The 12,943-nt window shown below is 72.3% G+C and carries 10 protein-coding genes and 4 pseudogenes; 8 read left to right on the forward strand and 6 right to left on the reverse strand.

Translation table 11 applies throughout. The annotated features are described in order from the left end of the window. Window positions 1-68: 68 nt before the first annotated feature. Window positions 69-1,094: a LacI family DNA-binding transcriptional regulator gene (locus ACFYUS_RS06880; protein WP_388846693.1), complete on the forward strand. Its 1,026-nt coding sequence runs from the start codon at window positions 69-71 to the stop codon at window positions 1,092-1,094. A 63-nt stretch (window positions 1,095-1,157) separates the two neighbouring features. Here ACFYUS_RS06880 and ACFYUS_RS06885 read toward each other — a convergent pair whose 3' ends face one another. Continuing rightward, window positions 1,158-2,696, reverse strand: a complete 1,539-nt coding sequence (locus ACFYUS_RS06885; RefSeq protein ID WP_388846695.1) for a glycoside hydrolase family 6 protein — start codon at window positions 2,694-2,696, stop codon at window positions 1,158-1,160. A 35-nt stretch (window positions 2,697-2,731) separates the two neighbouring features. After that, window positions 2,732-3,544 (reverse strand): annotated as a pseudogene (locus tag ACFYUS_RS06890) (glycoside hydrolase family 5 protein); the annotation flags it as partial. Window positions 3,545-3,565: 21 nt separating this feature from the next. Between ACFYUS_RS06890 and ACFYUS_RS06895 the strand changes: the two are divergent. Continuing rightward, window positions 3,566-3,841: pseudogene (locus ACFYUS_RS06895) on the forward strand (zinc ribbon domain-containing protein); the annotation flags it as partial. A 29-nt stretch (window positions 3,842-3,870) separates the two neighbouring features. Beyond that, window positions 3,871-4,799: pseudogene (locus ACFYUS_RS06900) on the forward strand (glycoside hydrolase family 48 protein); the annotation flags it as partial. A 93-nt stretch (window positions 4,800-4,892) separates the two neighbouring features. On the opposite strand, the gene ACFYUS_RS06905 reads toward ACFYUS_RS06900, so the two are convergent. Next, window positions 4,893-6,005, reverse strand: a complete 1,113-nt coding sequence (locus ACFYUS_RS06905) for a WD40/YVTN/BNR-like repeat-containing protein (protein ID WP_388846697.1) — start codon at window positions 6,003-6,005, stop codon at window positions 4,893-4,895. A gap of 279 nt (window positions 6,006-6,284) precedes the next feature. On the opposite strand from ACFYUS_RS06905, the gene ACFYUS_RS06910 reads away from it, so the two are divergent. The 4 genes from ACFYUS_RS06910 to ACFYUS_RS06925 all read left to right on the forward strand — a co-directional run bounded on the left by ACFYUS_RS06910 (window position 6,285) and on the right by ACFYUS_RS06925 (window position 11,141). Further along, entirely contained in the window at window positions 6,285-7,046 is a 762-nt protein-coding gene (locus ACFYUS_RS06910) for a MerR family transcriptional regulator (protein ID WP_388846699.1), read from the forward strand. A 267-nt stretch (window positions 7,047-7,313) separates the two neighbouring features. Then, window positions 7,314-9,140, forward strand: a complete 1,827-nt coding sequence (locus tag ACFYUS_RS06915) for an endonuclease/exonuclease/phosphatase family protein (protein WP_388846701.1) — start codon at window positions 7,314-7,316, stop codon at window positions 9,138-9,140. Window positions 9,141-9,236: 96 nt separating this feature from the next. Next, window positions 9,237-10,730 carry a carboxylesterase/lipase family protein gene (locus ACFYUS_RS06920; RefSeq protein ID WP_388846703.1) on the forward strand — a complete coding sequence of 498 codons (1,494 nt, stop codon included), beginning with the start codon at window positions 9,237-9,239 and terminating at the stop codon, window positions 10,728-10,730. Between the two features lie 108 nt (window positions 10,731-10,838). After that, a complete protein-coding gene (locus tag ACFYUS_RS06925; protein WP_388846705.1) occupies window positions 10,839-11,141 on the forward strand; it encodes an antibiotic biosynthesis monooxygenase in 303 nt (100 codons plus the stop codon). An 82-nt stretch (window positions 11,142-11,223) separates the two neighbouring features. On the opposite strand, the gene ACFYUS_RS06930 is transcribed toward ACFYUS_RS06925, so the two are convergent. Both ACFYUS_RS06930 and ACFYUS_RS06935 read right to left on the reverse strand, forming a co-directional pair. Further along, window positions 11,224-11,508, reverse strand: coding sequence for a glycosyl hydrolase 53 family protein (locus ACFYUS_RS06930; protein ID WP_388846707.1), 285 nt, complete (start codon window positions 11,506-11,508; stop codon window positions 11,224-11,226). Between the two features lie 127 nt (window positions 11,509-11,635). Next, window positions 11,636-11,713 carry a hypothetical protein gene (locus tag ACFYUS_RS06935; RefSeq protein ID WP_388847740.1) on the reverse strand — a complete coding sequence of 26 codons (78 nt, stop codon included), beginning with the start codon at window positions 11,711-11,713 and terminating at the stop codon, window positions 11,636-11,638. Between ACFYUS_RS06935 and ACFYUS_RS06940 the strand changes: the two are divergent. Continuing rightward, window positions 11,686-12,181 (forward strand): annotated as a pseudogene (locus ACFYUS_RS06940) (LacI family DNA-binding transcriptional regulator); the annotation flags it as partial. The gene ACFYUS_RS06935 and the pseudogene ACFYUS_RS06940 sit on opposite strands and share 28 nt — an antisense overlap. A 51-nt stretch (window positions 12,182-12,232) precedes the next feature. On the opposite strand, the gene ACFYUS_RS06945 reads toward ACFYUS_RS06940, so the two are convergent. Beyond that, complete coding sequence (locus ACFYUS_RS06945; RefSeq protein ID WP_388846709.1) at window positions 12,233-12,868, reverse strand: lactate utilization protein C; 636 nt, start codon at window positions 12,866-12,868, stop codon at window positions 12,233-12,235. Between the last annotated feature and the right edge of the window lie 75 nt (window positions 12,869-12,943).

Consider the following 12,943-nt stretch of genomic DNA (forward strand, 5'->3'; position numbering starts at 1 on the left):
TGGGAGCGCTCCCGCACCCCTGTGGGCATCGGGGGCGGACACGGTGCGAGGAGGGGAGTTCGGAATTCGTGAACGGACGGCAGAGCGGCAGACCCACCCTGGAACAGGTCGCGGCCAGGGCCGGCGTCGGCCGGGGCACGGTCTCCCGGGTCATCAACGGCTCCCCCCGGGTCAGCGAGCAGACCAGGACGGCCGTCGCCCGAGCCGTCGCCGAACTCGGCTACGTCCCCAACCAGGCCGCCCGCGCCCTGGCGGGCAGCCGCACCGACGCGATCGCGCTCGTCATCCCCGAGGCCGAGGCCCGGCTCTTCGCGGAGCCTTACTTCCTCGACCTCATCCGCGGGGTCAGCGCCGAACTCGCCGAGGGGGACAAGCAGTTGCTGCTCACCCTGGTCCGCAGCGAGCAGGAGCGGCAGCGCTTCGAGCAGTACCTCGCCGCCCAGCGCGTCGACGGGGTGCTGCTCGCCTCGGTCCACGGAGGCGACCCGCTGCCCGACCGCGTCAGGGAACTGGGCCTCCCGGTCGTGATGAACGGCCGCCGCACGGAGGCCGAGCCCGTGCCGTACGTCGACTCCGACAACATCGGCGCCGGGCGGGCGGCCGTCGCCCACCTGGTGGGGCGCGGCCGGAGCCGTATCGCGACCATCACCGGGCCGCTCGACATGTACGTGGCGCGCGCCAGGCTCGGCGGCTACCGGGCCGGCCTCACGGAGGCCGGACTCCCGCCCGACGAGGGCCTCGTCTCGGCCGGGGACTTCACCGAGGAGGGCGGCCGGCGGGCCATGCGGGAGCTCCTCGACCACAGGCCGGACCTGGACGCCGTCTTCGCCGCCTCCGACGTGATGGCGGCGGGCGCGCGCGGCGTGCTGCGGGAGGCGGGCCGCCGGGTGCCGGAGGACGTGGCCCTCGTCGGGGTCGACGACTCGCCGGTCGCGCGGCTCATGGACCCGCCGCTGACGAGCGTGCGGCAGCCCATCGAGGAGATGGGGCGCACGATGGCGCGGATGCTGCTCCGGGACGTCGCGCGGACCGCGCCGGAGAAGCCGTGCAGGCATGTGCTGCCGACGGAGCTGGTGGTGCGGGAGTCGTCCTGAGCCGGCGTGTGCGGACGACCCCGGGAGATGCCGTTCCCCCGGGGTCGTACGTCGGAGCGGGTGTCACAGCGCCGGGTGGGCTTTCTTCAGGAGCTCCTGGAACTGGGACGAGAACCACTGGCCCGCGGGCGGGGCGTCCGGCAGCGCGCCCGACATGCTGTTCCCGTTGCGCACGTTGCCCGTGTACGTCGGGTCGCACATGCGGTCGAAGCCCTTGCCCTCATTGTTCGGGATCTCCTTGGAGGCGCCGTCGGACTCGCCCGGGGGCTTCATCCAGACGTACGCGTCGATGCCCGCGGCCGGGGCGGCCTGGGGCCGCTCGCCGAGGCCCGCGCCGGACTGGTCGCACCAGTTGCCGGGGTTGATGCGCCGGTCGTAGCGGCCGCCGTTCACGTACGTGTCGACACTGGTCGTCGCGCCCGGGCCGGTGGGCCGCGCGGTGCCGCCCCAGCCGTTGCGGGAGGTGTCGATCAGCATGCCGAGGTTGCTGTCGAAGCCGATCGAGACCGGCTTGGCGCGCATGGCCTGGGTGTACGACAGCTCGTCGGTGCAGCGGTTCCAGTCGACCCCCTTGGACTGGCGCACGGAGACGCCGTTCACGCCATCGTCGATGGTGAAGTGGTCCTCCTTCAGGGCGCTGTAGTTGGCGGTGTTGACGATGAAGCCGTGCACGTTGGAGAGGGTCGGGCCCTCGGCGGTGGCGGCCTGCTTGAAGAGCTCCGCGGAGGGGCCGGAGTTGTCGTCCCAGCCCAGCCGGCCGTGGTGGCCGGCGTCGAGGTAGCCGCAGACGTTGGCGATCGCGCCGAGCTTCTTGAGCGCGTAGCCGACGCCGGTGATGTAGTTCCCGTTCGCCTTCATGACGTCGCAGGTGGCGGTGGGGCGTCCGGAGACGTTGGTGACCAGGTTGGGCAGCGAGTCGAGCTCGACCGTGGTGACGATCCGCAGGCCCGCGTACTTGGAGTCGGCGAGGATCGCGGCGATCCGGTCCAGCCAGATGCCGGTGGGCTGGTCGGAGACCTTGGTGCCGCCGGGCTCGGCCGCCGCGTGCGCGGACCACTCGGGGTTCACGTACACCTTGGCTCCGGCGTGAGGGTCGTCCGCCTTGGTGCCGGCCGGTGGTGTGGTCGGCGGGGTCGTCGGGGGAGTGGTGGGCGGTGTGGTCGGCGGATCGGTCGGCTGCGTGGCGGTGTTGCAGACGACGCCGTTCAGCTTGAAGGCGGCCGGTACGGCATGGGTGCCGCTGTAGGAACCGTCGAAGCCGAAGGAGGTCGAACCTCCGGTGGCGAGCGCGCCGTTGTAGGACATGCTCTTGGTGGTGACGGCGGCCCCGGACTGGGTGAGGGCGGCGTTCCAGCCCTGGGTGAGCTGCTGGTCGCCGGCGTAGGTCCACTCAAGGGGCCACGAGGACGTCGGGTCGCCGGTGTTCGTGACGACGACGTCGGCGCCGAAGCCGGTGTTCCACTGGTTGGTGATCCGGTAGTCGGCCTTGCAGCCCGGGGTGGCCGCGCCGGCGGTGGTGCCGAAGACCGTGGCGGTGGCTCCGGTCGCGGTGATGAGGCCGAGGGCCGCCAGGAGGGCGGTACGGCTGGTGCTGCGGCTCATGCGGGTGGGGTTCCTTTCGAGGAGTGCGGGTGCGATCAGGGGGTGAGCGCGCGCAGGTGGTCGCGCAGCCCGATGCCGAACGAGGTGGGGGTGCCGTCGTACGAAGTGATCAGCACGGGGCCGGAGTTGCAGTTCCAGGTGTTCCAGCTCCAGCCCAGGTACGAGAGCCCGCGGTCGTCGAACCACTTCATGACGCGGTCGATGAACGCGTGTCCGCAGGTGTTCTCGCCGATCTCGCCCGCGAGAACGGGCACGTGGGAGGCCACGGGGGCGAGGGTGTTGCTCCAGCACGTCTTGTCGGCGCAGGTGTTGAAGTTGTAGACGTGCCAGGCGGCGGCCAGATTGCCCGCCGGGTCCGTGGGGCGGTACGCGAGCCACTGGCTCAGGTCGTCGGAGTACGCGATCCCCGGGACGAGGACCAGGTTCTTCGCCCCCGTGGCGCGGACGGCGTCGACCAGGTCCTGCATGCCGGCGACCTCGTACCCGGTGCCGGGGCAGGTGCCCCCGTCGCGCCAGCAGGCCCAGGCCTGCGCCGCGGTGGAGGCGGCCCGGTCCGGATAGGGCTCGTTGAACAGGTCGAACACGACCCGTCTGTCGTTCTTGAAGGTGTTCGCGACCGAGGTCCAGAACGCCGGGGTGTACTGGGCGTCCGGCATCGGCTTCTGGCAGGAGGCGCGCACGTCGGAACAGCCCGCCGAGTTCCCGGTGTACTGGCCGTGGGTCCGGTGCAGGTCGATCACGGGGGTCATGCCGTGGGCGAGCACCTTGGCCACCAGGTCCTTGACGGCGGCGATGTAGTTCGCGCCGCGGTGCTCGGGCCTGATGCCGTCGAGGCCGAGCCAGCACTCCTAGTTGAGGGGGATGCTGCGTACAAGACCGCCCGGCATGGCGGCACCCTGCACAAGGTCCCCGCCCCTGGTACCTCCCGGCGCTGCTCGGCGTGCGGCTTCACCACGCCTGGCGGCCGGGAGTCCCAGGCCGTGTTCGTGTGCAAGAACCCGGACTGCGGCTGGTCGGGCAACGCCGACTACAACGGGGCCAGGAACGTCTTGCACCTGTACCGGATGGGCCTCGCGCTCATCCCGGCTGCCGGGAGGGCAGTCGTCAGGCGCGCCAAGCGCGTCGAACCCGCTACCGCGAGGTAAGCGGGACTCTCCCGGCTTCAGCCAGGAGAGAACTTCAAGGCATGCACTGGATCCAGGACGTCGGCTACGGCAACGGGCCCGGGAAGTGCTCCGCCGGACCGACGGCGACCGGCCCCTCGTACATCAACACCTTCCAGCGCGGCCCGCAGGAGTCCGTCTGGGAGACCGTCACCCACCCCACCTGCGACAACTTCTCCTACGGGGGGAAGAACGGCTACCTGGGCCTCTTCACCGGGGACTCCTCGTACGCCAAGCAGTGGAAGTTCACCGACGCCCCCGACGCCGACGCCCGCGCCGTCCAGGCCGCCTCCTGGGCCGACCTCTGGGCCCAAGGAGCGGGTCGCCGAGCACTACCGGCAGACCGGCGACGCCAGGGCGAAGACGGTCCTCGACGAGTGGGTCTCCTGGGCCCTGTCCAGGACCACGCTCAACCCGGACGGCGCCTATCGCATCCCCTCCACCCTCCGGTGGTCCGGCGCGCCCGACACCTGGAACGTGGCGAGCCCCGGGGCCAACGCCGGACTGCACGTCACCGTCGCCGACTACACCGACGGCATCGGCGTGGCCGCCGCCTACGCCAAGACGCTCACCTGCTACGCGGCCAAGTCCGGCCACGCCGGGGCCAAGCGCGTCGCCGAGGCCCTTCTCGACGGCATGGGGGACCACCACCGGGACGCCCTCGGCATCGCCGTCCCGGAGACCCGCGCCGACTACGACCGCTTCGACGACCCCGTGTACGTGCCGAGCGGCTGGAGCGGCGTCATGCCGGACGGCGACGCGGTGAACTCCTCGTCGACGTTCGCCTCGATCCGCTCCTTCTGCAAGAACGACCCGGCCTGGCCGAAGGCCGAGGCCTCCCTGGCGGGCGGCGCGGCCCCCCGTCTTCACCTGTCACCGGCTCTGGTCCCAGGCGGACATCGCCCTGGCCATGGGCTCGTACGCGGAACTCCTCGAATGACGGTCCGCCCCGCGGGAGCGGGCTCCGCGTACGACGAGGCCGGACGGCCCCCGAGAAGGGGACCGCCCGGCCTTCGGGCGTTCACATGAGCCGTCAGCTCGGGGTGCCGACCTCTTCCACGCCCAGGTACATCACCGAGGGGCTGGCCGGGTTGAAGGCGATGGCGGACACGCCGTCGAAGGCGTTGTGGGTCTTGGTGAGCGCGCCCGTGGCCGTGTCGAGACGGAACAGGTCGGTGCCGTAACCCATGAAGTACGTGCCGTACTCGAAGTGGAGCACGTTCGCGTCGGTCGGGCTCGGGGCGAGCAGGGTGCTGTTGGTCAGCTTGTGCTCCGCCGTGTCGTCGAGGACCTTCGCGAAGGTGCGGCCGCCGTCCGTCGAACGGTAGAGGTGGCGGCCCTCGTTGCCGGAGCCCGGGACGGCTTCGGCGAGGTCGACGCCGATGCCGTAGACGAACGAGGGGTTCGCGGGGGAGACGGCCGTCGCGAACAGGTTCGCGGAGGCGCCGGAGGTCAGCCCGGTGGAGGCGGTCCAGGTCGCGCCGCCGTCCGTGGTCACCGCGCCGCCGCGGATCATGGCGCCGGCGACGACGTGGTCCGGGTTCGCCGGGTCGAACGAGACGGAGTAGACGCCGGTGCCCGCGGGGAAGGCCGGGGTGCCGATGGCGGTCCAGGTGGCGCCCGCGTTCCGCGAGTCGTACAGACGGCCGTCGCCGCCCGCGAGGCGGACGTGGTTCGGGTCGGCCGGGTCGGTGCCCACGCCCATGACGGACGCGACGGGGGAGGTGAGCGGGGTGACGCTGGTGCCGTCGACGCGGGCGAGGTAGCCGCCGTTCGGCTCCCACGCGAAGGCGCGGGTCCCACTGCCCGCGGTGAGGCGGGCGGTGTCGCTGCCCAGCGTGGCGGCGTGGTTCCAGCTACAGCCGGAGTCGGTGGAGCGCTGGAGCTCGTTGTTGCGCGTGGCGAGCAGCGTGCCGGGGGCGCCGAGCGCGACGAGGCCGTGGGTGTAGCTGATGGGCTTGAGCGTGCCGGTGGTGCCGGCGAGGCTCGCTCCGCCATCCGTGGTGAAGGTGACCGCACCGTCGCCGACGACGCGGTTGCAGGTCGGGGCGGTCCAGCTGGAGCTCGTGGCCGCGATGGCGGCGGACGGCTGGACGAGGGCGAGAGCGGCGACGGCCGTGATGACGGCGATACCGGTTCGCTTCATGGTTGCCTCCCTTGTGGGGTGGGGCGCACAGGCGCTTGTTGATCTTGTTTCTATCCGGAGAAGGTGATCTTGGTCAGCATGATCATTTGCCAAACTTGTTGGCCGGAAAGCTTCTTGACGAAGGATCTTCCTGAAATCCCGGTGAACGGAGCAAAAATTCCGCGCGATGCGCATGCGGTGAAGCCCCCGTCGGAGCGCGCTTGCGGTTGACGCAGCGGCAACCCCTACGGTCTTCGAACGGGGCCGGAACGCCGGCCCCGGCGAAGGAAGGACACCGTCATGGCCTGGTCGATCGCGGAGGTGGCCCGGATGTCCGGGGTGACCTCCCGGACGCTGCGGCACTACGACGAGATCGGTCTGCTGGAGCCCGCGTGGACCGCGAGCGACGGGCACCGTCACTACGAGGAGCCCCAACTGCTGCGCCTCCAGCAGATCCTGCTCATGCGGGAGCTGGACGTGGGCCTGCGCGAGATCCGGGACGTCCTGGACAGCCGCGCCGACCGCGTGACCGTGCTCCGCGAGCACCACGCCCGGCTGCTCGCGGAGCGGGACCGGCTCGGCACCCTGGCCCGCACGGTCGCCCGCACCATCGCCGAACTCCAGGAGAACGAGGACCAGGACATGGTGAGCATCAACCGCCCCGAGAACCTCTTCGAGGGCTTCCAGCCCGACCACGAGATCGAGGCCGAGACGCGGGAGCGCTGGCCGGAGGCGTACGAGCGGTCCCGGCGGGTCGTCGAGGGGATGACCCCCGAGACCGCCGAGCGGTGGCAGCGCGAGGCCACCGCCCAGATGATCCGCTTCGCCGAGCACATGGCCGCCGGCACGCCCGTCGACGACCCGGCGGTCCAGGCCGAGGTGGACGCCCACTACCGGGACGTCTGCCGCTTCTGGACCCCGAACGCCGAGGCGTACCGGGGGCTGGCCCGGACCTATGCCGAGGACGTCCGGTTCCGCGCGAACTTCGACAGGATCGCCGAGGGTCTCGCCGCGTACCAGCACCGGGCGATGACCGTCTACGCGGACACCCGGCTGAGCTGAGGCCCGCCCGTCCGCGACGACGGGCCGACCCCCTCCCGCCCGTGCGGCGGAGGGGGTGTCGGCCCGTCGAGCGGGAGATAGTGACAGGGGCATGGCGAGACGCGCACACTGTGTGACGCGCGTAGAAGCGACACGCGCGGAACACCTTCCGGTTCCCTCCGCGCCATGCGACGCCACTACAACTGCCCTGCCGCCACGGCGTGTCCCCACGCACACCCGGCGCGGTGCTCCGCGATCCCTCCACAACACCTCGCGAAAGGCACCCTCATGACCTCCCGTCACCTATCCGCCCGAGGCCGCCGCACCGGCCTGCTCGCCGCCACCGCCCTCGTCGGCTCCCTCACGGCCGGCCTCCTCGCGCTTCCCGCGCACGCCGTCACCGTCACCATCGCCGCCGTCCAGGGCGCCAAGCGGCTCTCGCCGTACAGCGGCCAGCAGGTCACCGTCACCGGCATCGTGACCGCGATCCGCTCCACCGGAACCTCCCGCGGATACTGGATCCAGGATCCGATCGGCGATGGCAACCCCGCCACCAGCGAAGCCCTCTTCGTGTACACCGGATCCACCACCCCCTCCACCAAGGCCGGCAACCGGATCACCGTCCGGGGCACGGTCTCCGAGTACTACCCCGGCGGCTCCGCCGAGGGCGGCCAGTCCGTCACCGAGCTGACCTCCGCGTCGATCACCGCCACCCTCTCCACCGGCAACGCGCTCCCGGCCGCCTTCACGCTGGACGCGGCCTCGATCCCGGACACGTACGCGCCCGACGCCGGGGGAGGTTCCCTCGAGGGCCTGACCCTTGCGCCCTCGACGTACGCGCTCGACCTCTACGAGTCCCTGGAAGGCATGCGCGTCCAGGTGGGCGGAGCCCGCGTCGTCGGCGCCACCACGCCCTACGGCGAGCTCTTCGTCACCGCCGATCCCGCCGAGCACCCCACCCCGCGCGGCGGCGCCGTCTACGGCTCGTACGCCTCCCAGAACGCCGGCCGCGTCAAGATCGAGTCCCTGCTGACCTCCGCCTTCCCGGTCGCGGACGTCGGCGACGTCCTCGGCGGCACGACCGCGGGACCGCTCGACTACGACAACTTCGGCGGCTACGGCATCCAGGCCACCACCCTCGGCACCCTCACCGACAACGCCCTCGCCCCCGAGACCACCCGGGCACAGACCGCGGGCGAACTCGCCGTCGCCACGTACAACGTCGAGAACCTCGACCCGACCGACCCGCAGAGCAAGTTCGACCGGCTCGCCGCGGGCATCGTCCGCAACCTCGCCTCGCCCGACGTCGTGGCCCTGGAAGAGGTCCAGGACGACAACGGCGTGACGGACGACGGGGTCGTCGCCGCCGACCGGACCTACGCCGAGCTGATCGCCGCCATCACGGCCGCGGGCGGCCCGGCCTACCGGTACCGCCAGATCGACCCGGTCGACGACCAGGACGGCGGCGAGCCCGGCGGCAACATCCGCGTCGGCTTCCTCTACAACCCGGCCCGCGTCGGCTTCACCGACCGCCCCGGCGGCACCTCCACCACCGCCGTCTCCGTCGTCGACAACGACGGCACCGCCGCCCTGTCGGTCTCGCCCGGCCGGATCAACCCGGCGAACTCCGCCTGGAACGCCAGCCGCAAGCCGCTCGCCGGCGAGTTCACCTTCCAGGGCAAGACCGTCTTCGTCATCGCGAACCACTTCACCTCGAAGGGCGGTGACCAGCCCCTGTACTCCCGCTTCCAGCCGCCCGCCCGTTCCTCGGAGACCCAGCGCGGCCAGCAGGCCGGCCAGGTCAACGGCTTCGTGAAGCAGCTCCTCGCCGTCCAGCCCTCCGCCCGCGTCGTGGTCCTCGGCGACCTCAACGACTTCGAGTTCTCGAACACGGTCACCACGCTGACCTCCGGCGGCGTCCTCGCCCCGCTGGTGAACAGCCTCCCCGCCGCGGAGCGCTACACCTACGTGTACCAGGGCAACTCCCAGGCCATCGACCACATCCTGACCAGCCCGGCCCTCGGCTCGTACGACTACGACATCGTCCACGTCAACAGCGAGTTCGCCGACCAGGCCAGCGACCACGACCCCCAGGTCGTCCGCCTCGTCCCCTGACACCGGAACCGACACCGGAACTGACATCGGCCGTGCGTGAATCGTCGTGATCCCGGTGTTGGTGCCGGGCGGGAACGCGATGGCAGGCTGAGTCCCATGGACATCTTCACGACGACGAGCGGTGCGGTGCGGGGCTTCCGGACGTCCGGTGACGTGGTCGCCGCGCTCGGAATCCCCTACGCCGCACCGCCGTTCGGCGCCCTCCGGTTCCGCGAGCCCGCTCCGGCGGCCGCGTGGACCGGAGTGCGGGACTGCACGGCCTTCGGCCCCGTCGCCCCGCAGTCGGCGGAACTGCCCGGCTCGCCCGTGTGGTCGCCCGGCGACGAGGACGTCCTCACCGTCAACGTCTGGACCCCGGCCCCGGACGGCGGCTCCCTGCCGGTCCTGGTCTGGATCCACGGCGGCGCCTACACCTTCGGCTCCTCGGCACAGCCCAACTTCGACGGGGCCGCCCTCGCCCGCACCGGACTGGTCGTGGTCACCCTCAACTACCGTCTCGGCTTCGAGGGGTTCGGGCACGTCCCCACCGCCGACGGCGTCGCCCTCCCCGACAACCGGGGCCTGCTCGACCAGGTCGCGGCCCTGTGCTGGGTGCGGGAGAACATCGCCGCGTTCGGCGGCGACCCCGGCAACGTCACGCTCGCCGGCCAGTCCTCCGGGGCCGCGTCGGTCGCCTGCCTCATGGTCATGGACCGGGCGCGCGGGCTGTTCCACCACGCCATCGCGCACAGCCCCGCCAGTCCTCACCACACCTTCGACATCGCCGCCGCGACCACGCGCGAGATCGCCGCGGCGGCGGGCTGCCCGGCCACTCCGGAGGGCCTGAGCGCCGCGACCCCGCAGGCCCTGGTCGCCGCCTCCGACCAGGTCGTCGAGGCGTACCGGCGCGACCCCGACTCCGGATCCCGCCACTACGACCCCTCGCTCTACGCCCCCGTCCTCGACGGAGACGTCCTGCCCGTCGATCCCCTCACGGGCCTCGCCGCCGGGGCGGGCCGGGACGTGGACCTCCTCGTCTGCCACACCACGGAGGAATACTGGCTGCTCGACGCCGTGGGCAGCTGCGCGAAGGTCACCACCGAGGGGCAACTGTCGCGATTCGCAGAGGACTTCGGACTCCCCGACGGCCTGATCGCCGGCTACCGCGCCGCGCTGCCCGACGCCCCGACGTCCGACGCCTACCTGGCCGTCTTCGGTGACCTCCTCTTCGGCGAGTACGCCAACCGGCTCGTCGAACAGCAGGTCCGGGGCGGCGGTCGGGCGTTCCTCTCGCGCTTCGACCGCCGCCGTACGGGCCCGCACGGGACCGTACGGGCCTGGCACTCCGCGGACGTCCCCTTCGCCTTCGGCACCCTCGACAAGGACTGCGTGTCCTTCCTCATCGGCGGCGCCCCCACCCCCGCCGACCACGAGCTGGCGGGCCGGATGATGCGCGCCTGGGCCGACTTCGCCGCCACCGGAGACCCGGGCTGGCCCTCGTACGACGGCACCGCGCGGTCCGCGACGGTCTGGCGGACCGGCGGAGAGGAAGAGCGCGCCGCCCTCCGTGCGCTCTGGGCGGGGGTCGGCTTCCCTCTCCTGCACCCCTGAGGGCCTGGCCTACCGAACGGTTCAGTCTTGACTATGAACTGGTCGGTATAGTTCAGTCCTCCGTGGAGGCGGCGGGGGCCGTCGACCGGTGACGAGGGAGGCGGAGAGATGTTCGCTGTGGTGTACCGGTGGCGTGCGCGTCCGGGCAAGGAGCAGCTGCTCGTCGACGGCTGGCACCGGGTGACCCTGGCGATCCGTCATGAGTGCGGAAGCTACGGCTCCAGGCTCCATCGGGCGGACGACGACACCTGGGTGGCGTACGCCCGATGGCCCGACCGGGAGACCCGCGAGAAATGCGGGACCCCCGACCCCGAGGGCGAGGCGATGATGCGCGAGGCGATCCTGGAGTACTTCCCCGAGACCCGCCTCACCCTCGTCGACGACCTGCTCGCCGAGCCGGACGCCGACTGAGGGACGACGGCTCGCCCGCCGAGCGGTGGAGACGAGCGCGGGAGGGGGCGGGCCCGGTCACGGGTCCGCCCTCCGCGGTGTGTCAGCGGTGCGCGAGCACGCCCGCCGCCGGCAGCGGCCTGCTGTCGTAGTCGAACAGGGCCTGGTTCTCCCAGCCGTTGCCCGAGGACGGGTCGGCCGGGTCCCAGCCGTTGCCCGCGACGGCGGTCCAGGTCGGCTCCCAGCAGATGACGCCGAGACCGCGGCCGTTCGGCACCGCTCCGACGACGTTCATGGCGTCCCGCAGCCGGGCCGACCGGTCGGCACCGCTCGCCGGATGGCCGGGGACCAGCTCGGAGGTCAGGTCACGGCTGCGTACGGGGTGCATCGTCGAGTCCCTTCGACGGTGACGGACGGGGGAAGCGGTGCGGGGCGGTTCCTTGCGGTGGTACGGCTCACCCGGGGACGGCGCGGCGGGTGCGGGCCGCCCCCCGGGGAGTTCAGGAGGGGTGGGCTCAGGCGTCGAGGCGTAGGACCCTGACGGCGCCGGCCGGGACGGTGAAATTCCCGTCGACGGGTTCGCCGCCGAGCAGCTCGGCACCGGAGCCGTCCAGCGGCACCTCGGGGTCCTCGGGGGGGGCAGGGGGGGCAGCGCGAAGACGTACCGCTGGCCGGCCTCCCCGGGGCCGAGCACGGCCTGCCCGTCGACGAGAGGCCGATCGCCACGGGCGACCACAGCCGCGCCAGCGGCGAGGACGCCGCGCGCCCTCCTGGAGCGGGCCCCGGACGTCGACGCCGTCTTCGTCGCCTCCGACCTGATGGCGCAGGGCGTCCTCGACGCCCTCGCCCGCGCGGGCGAGCGGGTCCCCGAGGACATCGTCGTGGGCGGCTTCGACGATTCCCCGGCGGCCCTCTCCTCCCGCCCCTCGCTCACCACCATCCGCCGGCCCTGGGGCCGGATCAGCACCGAGATGGTCCGGACGCTCCTGGCACGGATAGCGGGGGAGGACCCGGTGACGGTCATCCTGCCGACGGAACTCGTGCGCCGCGCATCGGCGTAGGAACCCTCCTGTCCGAACGGCCGGGCCCCTTCGGGTGCCCGGCCGTTCGTCTCAGCGCCCCGTCACCAGGACGACCTCCAGGGTCCGCGGCCCGTGCACGCCCTCCACCCGGTCGAGCTCGATGTCGCTCGTCGCGGACGGCCCGGAGATCCAGGTCAGTGGACGCGCCGGGTCGAGCCGGGGAAGCGCGAGCGGCACCGAGGCCACCACCTGCTCCGGGGCCCGCACCACGCACACGTGCAGATCGGGGACGAGCGTGAGCGCCCGACGGCCCTGGCCCGGACCGCCGTCCAGGACGATCGTGCCGGTCTCCGCGATCGCCACCGCGCACCCCGTCACCACGGCGTCCGTGCCGTCCAGTTCGTACGGGGTCAGCCGTGGCCCGTCGAACCGCCGCACGGCCCCGGTCGCGGCGAGCCACTCCTCGGGCAGCCCGGGCGGTACGACGACGCTGCCCGCGCCGCGCTCGGCGAGGAGCCGCGCGACGAGCCCGGCCACGCCGTCCGGGGCGGTGCGGTGGACGTGGGCCCGGTAGTCGGCGAGGTTCTCGTGGAGGAGACCGAGCAGGCCGTCCGGATCGTCCGGGACATGGGCGGCCCGGTACTCCCGGGCGACGGGGACGGCCTCGGGAGCGCCCGCGACGGCGGTACGGATCCGGGCGAGGATCCGGTCACGGGAATCGGTCATGTGCGTTTCCTCCTCGCGAGGTTGCTGCGTGCGGGGGCGGGACACGTGCGGTTCCTCCGCACGAGGTCTCCGCGT

Source organism: Streptomyces sp. NPDC004284 (assembly GCF_042874035.1).
Classification (GTDB): Bacteria; Actinomycetota; Actinomycetes; order Streptomycetales; family Streptomycetaceae; genus Streptomyces.

Coding starts and splice junctions, on each gene's coding strand:
- ACFYUS_RS06885 (WP_388846695.1), bottom strand. CDS start 2,696: ATGAGCCGCAGCACCAGCCGTACCGCCCTCCTGGCGGCCCTCGGCCTC.
- ACFYUS_RS06905 (WP_388846697.1), bottom strand. CDS start 6,005: ATGAAGCGAACCGGTATCGCCGTCATCACGGCCGTCGCCGCTCTCGCC.
- ACFYUS_RS06910 (WP_388846699.1), top strand. CDS start 6,285: ATGGCCTGGTCGATCGCGGAGGTGGCCCGGATGTCCGGGGTGACCTCC.
- ACFYUS_RS06915 (WP_388846701.1), top strand. CDS start 7,314: ATGACCTCCCGTCACCTATCCGCCCGAGGCCGCCGCACCGGCCTGCTC.
- ACFYUS_RS06920 (WP_388846703.1), top strand. CDS start 9,237: ATGGACATCTTCACGACGACGAGCGGTGCGGTGCGGGGCTTCCGGACG.
- ACFYUS_RS06925 (WP_388846705.1), top strand. CDS start 10,839: ATGTTCGCTGTGGTGTACCGGTGGCGTGCGCGTCCGGGCAAGGAGCAG.
- ACFYUS_RS06930 (WP_388846707.1), bottom strand. CDS start 11,508: ATGCACCCCGTACGCAGCCGTGACCTGACCTCCGAGCTGGTCCCCGGC.
- ACFYUS_RS06945 (WP_388846709.1), bottom strand. CDS start 12,868: ATGACCGATTCCCGTGACCGGATCCTCGCCCGGATCCGTACCGCCGTC.